The organism is Streptomyces sp. NRRL WC-3549 (assembly GCF_000721935.1).
In the GTDB taxonomy this organism is placed as follows: Bacteria; Actinomycetota; Actinomycetes; order Streptomycetales; family Streptomycetaceae; genus Streptomyces.
The window spans coordinates 28,693-35,149 of sequence record NZ_KL585407.1 but is presented as its reverse complement, the minus strand read 5'-3'; the positions used below and the strand labels follow the sequence as shown (position 1 = coordinate 35,149).

At 70.9% G+C, this 6,457-nt stretch carries 3 protein-coding genes and 2 pseudogenes; 1 reads left to right on the top strand and 4 read right to left on the bottom strand.

Features of this window, described 5'->3' with window-relative positions:
• Positions 1 to 7: 7 nt before the first annotated feature.
• The 4 genes and pseudogenes from IH13_RS37880 to IH13_RS0119200 form a co-directional block, all read right to left on the bottom strand.
• A pseudogene (locus IH13_RS37880) lies at positions 8 to 2,373 on the bottom strand (glycoside hydrolase family 3 N-terminal domain-containing protein).
• A 52-nt stretch (positions 2,374 to 2,425) separates the two neighbouring features.
• Complete coding sequence (locus tag IH13_RS37875) at positions 2,426 to 3,223, bottom strand: carbohydrate ABC transporter permease (RefSeq protein ID WP_051835878.1); 798 nt, start codon at positions 3,221 to 3,223, stop codon at positions 2,426 to 2,428.
• Positions 3,224 to 3,310: 87 nt separating this feature from the next.
• Positions 3,311 to 4,177 (bottom strand): annotated as a pseudogene (locus IH13_RS0119205) (carbohydrate ABC transporter permease); the annotation flags it as partial.
• Positions 4,178 to 4,238: 61 nt separating this feature from the next.
• Entirely contained in the window at positions 4,239 to 5,483 is a 1,245-nt protein-coding gene (locus tag IH13_RS0119200) for an extracellular solute-binding protein (protein ID WP_031086074.1), read from the bottom strand.
• A 214-nt stretch (positions 5,484 to 5,697) separates the two neighbouring features.
• Between IH13_RS0119200 and IH13_RS37870 the strand changes: the two genes are divergently transcribed.
• The coding region (locus IH13_RS37870) for a LacI family DNA-binding transcriptional regulator (protein WP_031086072.1) at positions 5,698 to 6,457 on the top strand (760 nt) is incomplete at its 3' end.

The following is a 6,457-nucleotide window of genomic DNA, read 5'->3' as shown; positions in this document are numbered from 1 at the left end:
CGTGCCGTCAGTCGGCCGTGGCCGCCGGCTCGACGGAGGTGGCGCAGACCATGGTGCGCCGGTGGTCGACGGTGCGCTCGGGGCCGGTGAGGCGCAGCCGCACCGTGTGCCGGACGTCCGCCGGGGCGCTGGAGGTGGCGAAGCGCAGCTCCAGGTCGCCCGGTTCGACGATCCGGCGCCCGCGGATCCCGGTGAACGACACCAGGTCCGCGTGGAAGCGGAAGCGGACCCGCCGGGACTCCCCGGCGGCGAGCGGCACCCGCGCGTAGCCGATGAGCCGCGCGTCGGGGCGCGTCGTCTGGGCGACCGGGTCGTGCACGTAGAGCTGGACCACCTCGGCGCCGTCGCGGTCACCGGTGTTGGTGACCGTGAGGTCGAGGTCCGTCTCGCCGTCGGTGGGCAGTTCGGCGGGTGCGCCCGCGCCCGGCTCCCAGGTGAACGACGTGTACGAGAGCCCGTGGCCGAAGGGGTGGAGCGGGCTCGGGTCCAGGTTGCTGACCCCGTTGGCCAGGCCGAGCGGTCGGGGATGCCGACGGGCAGCCGCCCCGAGGGGTTGACCCGCCCCGACAGCACGCCGGCCAGGGCCCCCGCGCCCTCCTCGCCGGGGAAGAAGGCCTGCACACAGCCGGCCAGCCGGCCGGCCTGCGCGCCGAGGGCGTACGTACGTCCGGTGAGCAGCACCAGGACGACCGGCGTCCCCGTCTCCAGCAGTGCCTCCAGCAGTGCTGCCTGACGCCCCGGCAGGGCGAGGTCGGCCGCGTCGCAGCCCTCCCCCGAGGTGCCGCGGCCGAAGAGCCCGGCCCGGTCGCCGAGTACGGCCACGCACACGTCGGCCCGGGCCGCCGCCTCCGCGGCCTCGGCGATACGGGAGCCGTCGTCCCCGTCCACGTCGCAGCCCTCCCGGAAGTCCACCTCGGCGCCGGGGAACTCCTCGCGCAGGGCGTCCAGCACCGTGGGGATCTCGATGCCCATGGGCGTGTCCGGGTGGGAGACGCCGACATGGCTGGGGAAGGAGTAGCAGCCCAGCATGGCCAGCGCGTCGTCCGCGCGGGGGCCCACGACCGCGATCCGTCCGGTCCCGGTCAGCGGCAGCGCGCCGTCCCGGTTGGCCACCAGGACGCAGGAGCGTTCGGCCAGCAGCCGGGCCAGCGCGCGGTTGCGCGGCGGGTCGAGGTCCACGGCGCCGCGGGCCCGTTCGGGGTCCACCCCGTCGAGGGCGGCCGGCAGAGCGGTGTCCCGCGGGTCCAGGAGGCCGAGTCCGCACTTCTGCAGCAGGACGCGGCGCAGGGCGCGGTCGACCAGTTCCTCGGGGACGGCCCCCTCGCGCACGGCGGCCACCAGCGCGTCGCCGTAGCCGCGCACGGTCGGCAGTTCGACGTCGACGCCGGCGGTCAGGGCGAGGCGGGCGGCGTCGCCCCGGTCGGCGGCGACCTTGTGCAGGGTCTCCAGGAAGCCGATGCCGAAGTAGTCGGCGACCACCGTCCCGGTGAACCCCCAGGTGTCGCGCAGGAGTCCGGTGAGCAGCGCCGGGTCGGCGGCGACGGGGACGCCGTCGATCTCGGCGTAGCTGTGCATCACGGAGCGTACGCCGCTCTCGCGCACCGCCATCTCGAACGGCGGCAGGATGACGTCGGCCATCTCACGCGCGCCCGCCCGGACCGGCGAGTGGTTGCGGGCGCCGGCCGAGGCGGAGTAGCCCGCGAAGTGCTTGAGCGTGGCCACGATCCCGGCGGACTCCAGGCCCTTGACGTAGGCGGTGGCGATGGTGCCGACCAGGTACGGGTCCTCGCCGATGGTCTCCTCCACCCGGCCCCAGCGAAGGTCGCGGACCACGTCCAGGACGGGGGCGAGCCCCTGGTGGATCCCGACCGACCGCATGTCCTCGCCGATCCGCCGGGCCATCTCGGTGACCAGCTCGGGGTCCCAGGCGGCGCCCCAGGCGAGCGGGACGGGGTAGGCGGTGGCGCCCCAGGCGGTGAATCCGGCCAGGCACTCCTCATGGGCGAGCGCCGGGATCCCGAACCGGCCGGCCTCGGCGATCCGGGCCTGGGCGCGGGCCAGCGCGAGGGCGCCGACCCCCGGGTCCACCGGGGCGGTGCCGAACGGCCGGGTGAGCTGGCCCAGTCCGCGGGTGGTGATCTCCTCGAAGTCGACCGCGTCGACCATCTCGTCCTGGTGCGGCGCTACTCCGTCGCCCTCGGCGTCGGCGCCCACCCAGATGCCGTACAGCTGGGCGGTCTTCTCCTCGAGGGTCATCCGGGCCGTCAGATCGGCCACCCGCTCCTCGGGGCTCAGCGAAGGGTCGCGCCACGGGCCGTCGGCGGCGGGGAGCTGCTCGGTCTGTCGGGCGGGCGGGACGGGGTGGATTGCCATGGCGGCAGGGGTTCCTCTCATGAGTGCGGTGGTGCGGGGCGGCAGGGGTGTGCTACTTGCCGCCCACCCCCATCAGTCCGTTGATCAGCGCCCGCCGGGCCACGAGGTACACGACGAAGATCGGCACGACGGAGAGGACGATCGCGGCCAGCACGGCGGGGATGTTCACCCCGAACTGGGTCATGAAGTTGAAGAGCCCGAGCGTCAGTACGCGGTTCTCCTCCGACTGCGTCAGGATCAGCGGGAACAGGAAGCCGTTCCACGCCTGGAGGGCGGAGAAGATGGCCACGGTCGAGATCCCGGCCCTCGACAGCGGCACGGCCAGCTGCCAGAGCATCCGCGCCGGTGAGGCGCCGTCCAGCGCCATCGCCTCGTACATCTCCTCGGAGACGTCGCGCATGGTGCCGCTGAGCACCAGGACCGCGACCGGCATGGCGAAGGCCGCGGTGGGGAGGATGATCGCCCACAGGGTGTCGTACAGGCCCATCCTCCCGATCAGCAGGTACAGGGGCACGATCACCGCCTGCGCCGGGATGGCGACGCCCAGCAGGAAGGTCCGGAAGGCGAGCGACGAGAGGCGGCTGCGGGTGCGCACGGCGACGTACGCCACCGGGACGGAGAACACCAGCACGAGGACGACCGTGACCACGGCGACGATCGCGGTGTTGCCGAGCAGCGAGAGGAACCCGCTGTCCAGCACGGTGCGGTAGTTCTCCAGGGTCGGGTCCGTGGGGAACGCCAGCGGGTCGCCGTTCAACGCCTGGTCCTGGCGCATCAGGGACGCGGAGACCAGCGTGTAGAGCGGGACCAGGACGATGACGAGCCAGACCAGTGAGCCGACGCCGGCCACCGGGTTGCCGAGTACGTCCGGCGGTTCCCGGGGCGGGCGCGGAGCGGTGCTGCGGCGCGGCGGGACGGGTGTCGATCGACATGGGCGTCACATTCCTTCCCGGGTGGACCGCATGGAGCCGAAGCCGCTGAGGCGCACCATGATCAGTGAGATACCGGTGGCCACGACGACGAGCGCGGTCGCGATGGCCGCCGCGTATCCGAGGTCGTAGGTCTGGAAGCCGGTCCGGTACATCAGGTAGGGCAGGATCGTGGTGTCCGTGCCGGGGCCGCCCTTGGTCATGATGAGGACGGTGTCGAAGTACGTCAGCGAGCCGACGATCATCAGGACCGAGGAGGTCGTCATCGTGTGGCGCAGCTGCGGCAGGGTGATGTGGAAGAACTGCCGCACCATGCCGGCGCCGTCGATGGAGGCCGCCTGGTAGAGGACTTCCGGGATCTGCCGGGCGCCGCCCTGGTAGATGAGCGTGTGGAAGGGCATGAACTGCCAGCCGCCGACGAACGCCACCACCAGCAGGGCACCGGTGGACGACCCCATGACGTTGGGATCGACTCCGATCCAGGGGCCGATCTCCTTGATGACGCCGAAGTTCGGGTCCAGGAGGGCGTGGAAGAGCATGGCGATCGCGGTCGTGGAGAGCAGCAGCGGGATGAAGAAGATCGCCGACAGCACGGCCCGGCTGCGCCGGCGGCCCGCCGCCCAGACGCCCAGCAGCAGGGCCACCGGGGTCTGGAAGACCCAGCTGATCGTGGTGAGCAGGAGACTCAGCCAGGCGGCCTGGCCGAACTCCGAGTCCTTGAACAGCCGGGTCCAGTTGTCCAGGCCGGTCGGGGAGGGCGAGTTGAGGCCGTCCCAGTCGCAGAAGGAGAGGTAGACGGCGATCCCGAGCGGGATGATCGCGAAGACGGCGAAGAAGACGATGCCGGGCACGGCCCAGCTGACCGGGGGGCGGAGATGTGTATAAGAGACAGCCTGTCTCCGCGCCTCTTCGCTACCGGAGTGTGGAGGGACATGTCTACTGTGCGGCCTTCATCGCTTCGACGAACTTCTCGGGCGTCGTCTTGCCCGCGAACAGCTTGCTGATCTCCGTGAGCAGCGGGGTGGCGTACTGCGTCTCGAGCGCCTGGTCCCAGGAGAGGGTGAAGCTGGGGGCCTTCTGGACCATCTCGTACTGGTCGGTGGCGAACTGCGGGTTGGGCGAGCCGCTCAGCATCGACGCGGCGTTCGACGTGGTGGGGACGTCGCCGTTGTCGACGAGGGCCTGCGCGTACTCCTTCGACGCCATCGTCTTCAGGAACTCGATGGCGGCGTCCTTGTGCTTGGTACGGGAGTTGACGGACCAGTAGTTGGTCGGGTTCCCCACGATGTTCGCCGGGTCGCCCACCCCGCCGTCCACCGTCGGGAAGGTGGTCCAGCCGAGGTCCTTCTCGGCGAACTCGGGCGCCTTGCCGAGCTGCGTCGAGTACTCCCACGAGCCCATGAGGTGCATGGCGGCCTTCCCCTTGTTGAGGAGGGTGGGGGCTCCGCCGTTGCCGTAGTCGACCGAGTTGAAGTTCTTGCCGAAGGCACCGTCGTCGATCAGCTGCTTGACGGTCTGCGCGGTCTTGAGGACCGCCGGGTCGCCCCAGGCGTCGGTGTCACCGCTCTGGATCTTCTGGAAGACCTCGGGGCCGCCGATGCGGTCCAGCAGGTACTCCATCCACATCAGCTCGGGCCACTTGTCACTGCCGCCGAGCGCGAAGGGGGTGATGCCGGCGTCCTTGAAGGTGGTGATCGCCTTCTGGAGGTCCGCCCAGGTCTTGGGCGCCTGCAGGCCGTGCTTCTCGAAGAGGGTCTTGTTGTAGAAGAGCATCACGGGCTGCATGCCGCGCATCGGCACCCCGTAGACCTTCCCGTCGAGGCCGCCGGCCGTCATGATCGAGGGGATGAATCCGTTCTTCAGCGCGGGGTCGTTCTTGACCGTGTCGGTCAGGTCGACGAGCTGCTTGGCCTCGACGTACGGCTTGATGGAGCCGCCGCCCCAGTTGTAGAACACGTCCGGGGCGTTGGGCGAGCCCATGGCGCTGCGCAGCTTGTTGACGTAGTCGGTGCCGGGGACCGACACCAGCTTGATCTTGACCTCGGAGGTCTTGTTGAACGAATCGACCGCGGCCTGCTGGATCTTGACGGAGTCGTCACCGTAGACGTAGGCGGTTATGGTCCCGCCGTCCGATCCGCCGTCCCCGGAACCGCAACCGGCCAGCAGGCCGGTCATCGCCATCGCCGCGGCGGTGGCCGCCCATCTCGTCGTACGTGTGCCCTGACTGAAAATCCCCGACCGCATGACCGCACCCTCTGTCGAATGTTTCGGCGTGCCTATCGAATGTTGCCGGAACCGTACGGTCGTGTTTCGGGCCCGTCAAGAGGGTAGGACCAAGGATTTACGATCCTTGCCCGGTCGCCTGCCGGACGGGATGTGCGGCTACGATTCGTGCATGAGCCCCGCAAAGGTCCAGCCCCCACAGGAGAAGGCGTCCACCGGCGCGTCGTCGGAGAGCACCGCCACGCTGGCAGAGATCGCCCGAGCGGCCGGAGTCTCGGCTCCGACAGTTTCGAAGGTGCTGAACGGCCGCGCCGACGTCGCCCCCGGCACCCGCACGAAGGTGGAGGAACTGCTGCTCCGGCACGGTTACCGCCGCCGCCGCGGCGCCTCCCAGCAGTCCCAGCTCATCGACCTGGTCTTCCACGAACTGGACAGCGCCTGGGCGATGGAGGTCGTACGCGGCGTCGAGAACGTCGCCCGGGACGAGGGCATGAGCCTGGTGCTCTCGGAGAGCGCCGGCCGCCTCACCCCGGGGCAGACGTGGGTGGACGGCGTCCTGGCACGCCGCCCGGCCGGGGTCATCCTGGTGCTGTCGGACCTCGACGCCGCCCAGCGCGCCCAGTTGAACAGCCGCTCCATCCCGTTCGTCGTGGTGGACCCGGCCGGCGACCCGGGAGACGACATCCCCTCCGTGGGCGCGGCCAACTGGCAGGGCGGGCTGGCCGCGACCCGTCACCTGACGGGCCTCGGGCACCGGCGCATCGGCGTCATCGGAGGCCCGGCCCGCATGATGTGCAGCCGCGCCCGGCTCGACGGCTACCGCGCCGCACTGGAGACGTCGGGGCTCCCGATGGACTCCGAGCTCGTCCGCGAGGGCGAGTTCAACCACGAGGACGGCTACCGCACCGCGCTGGAGCTGCTGCGGCTCCCGG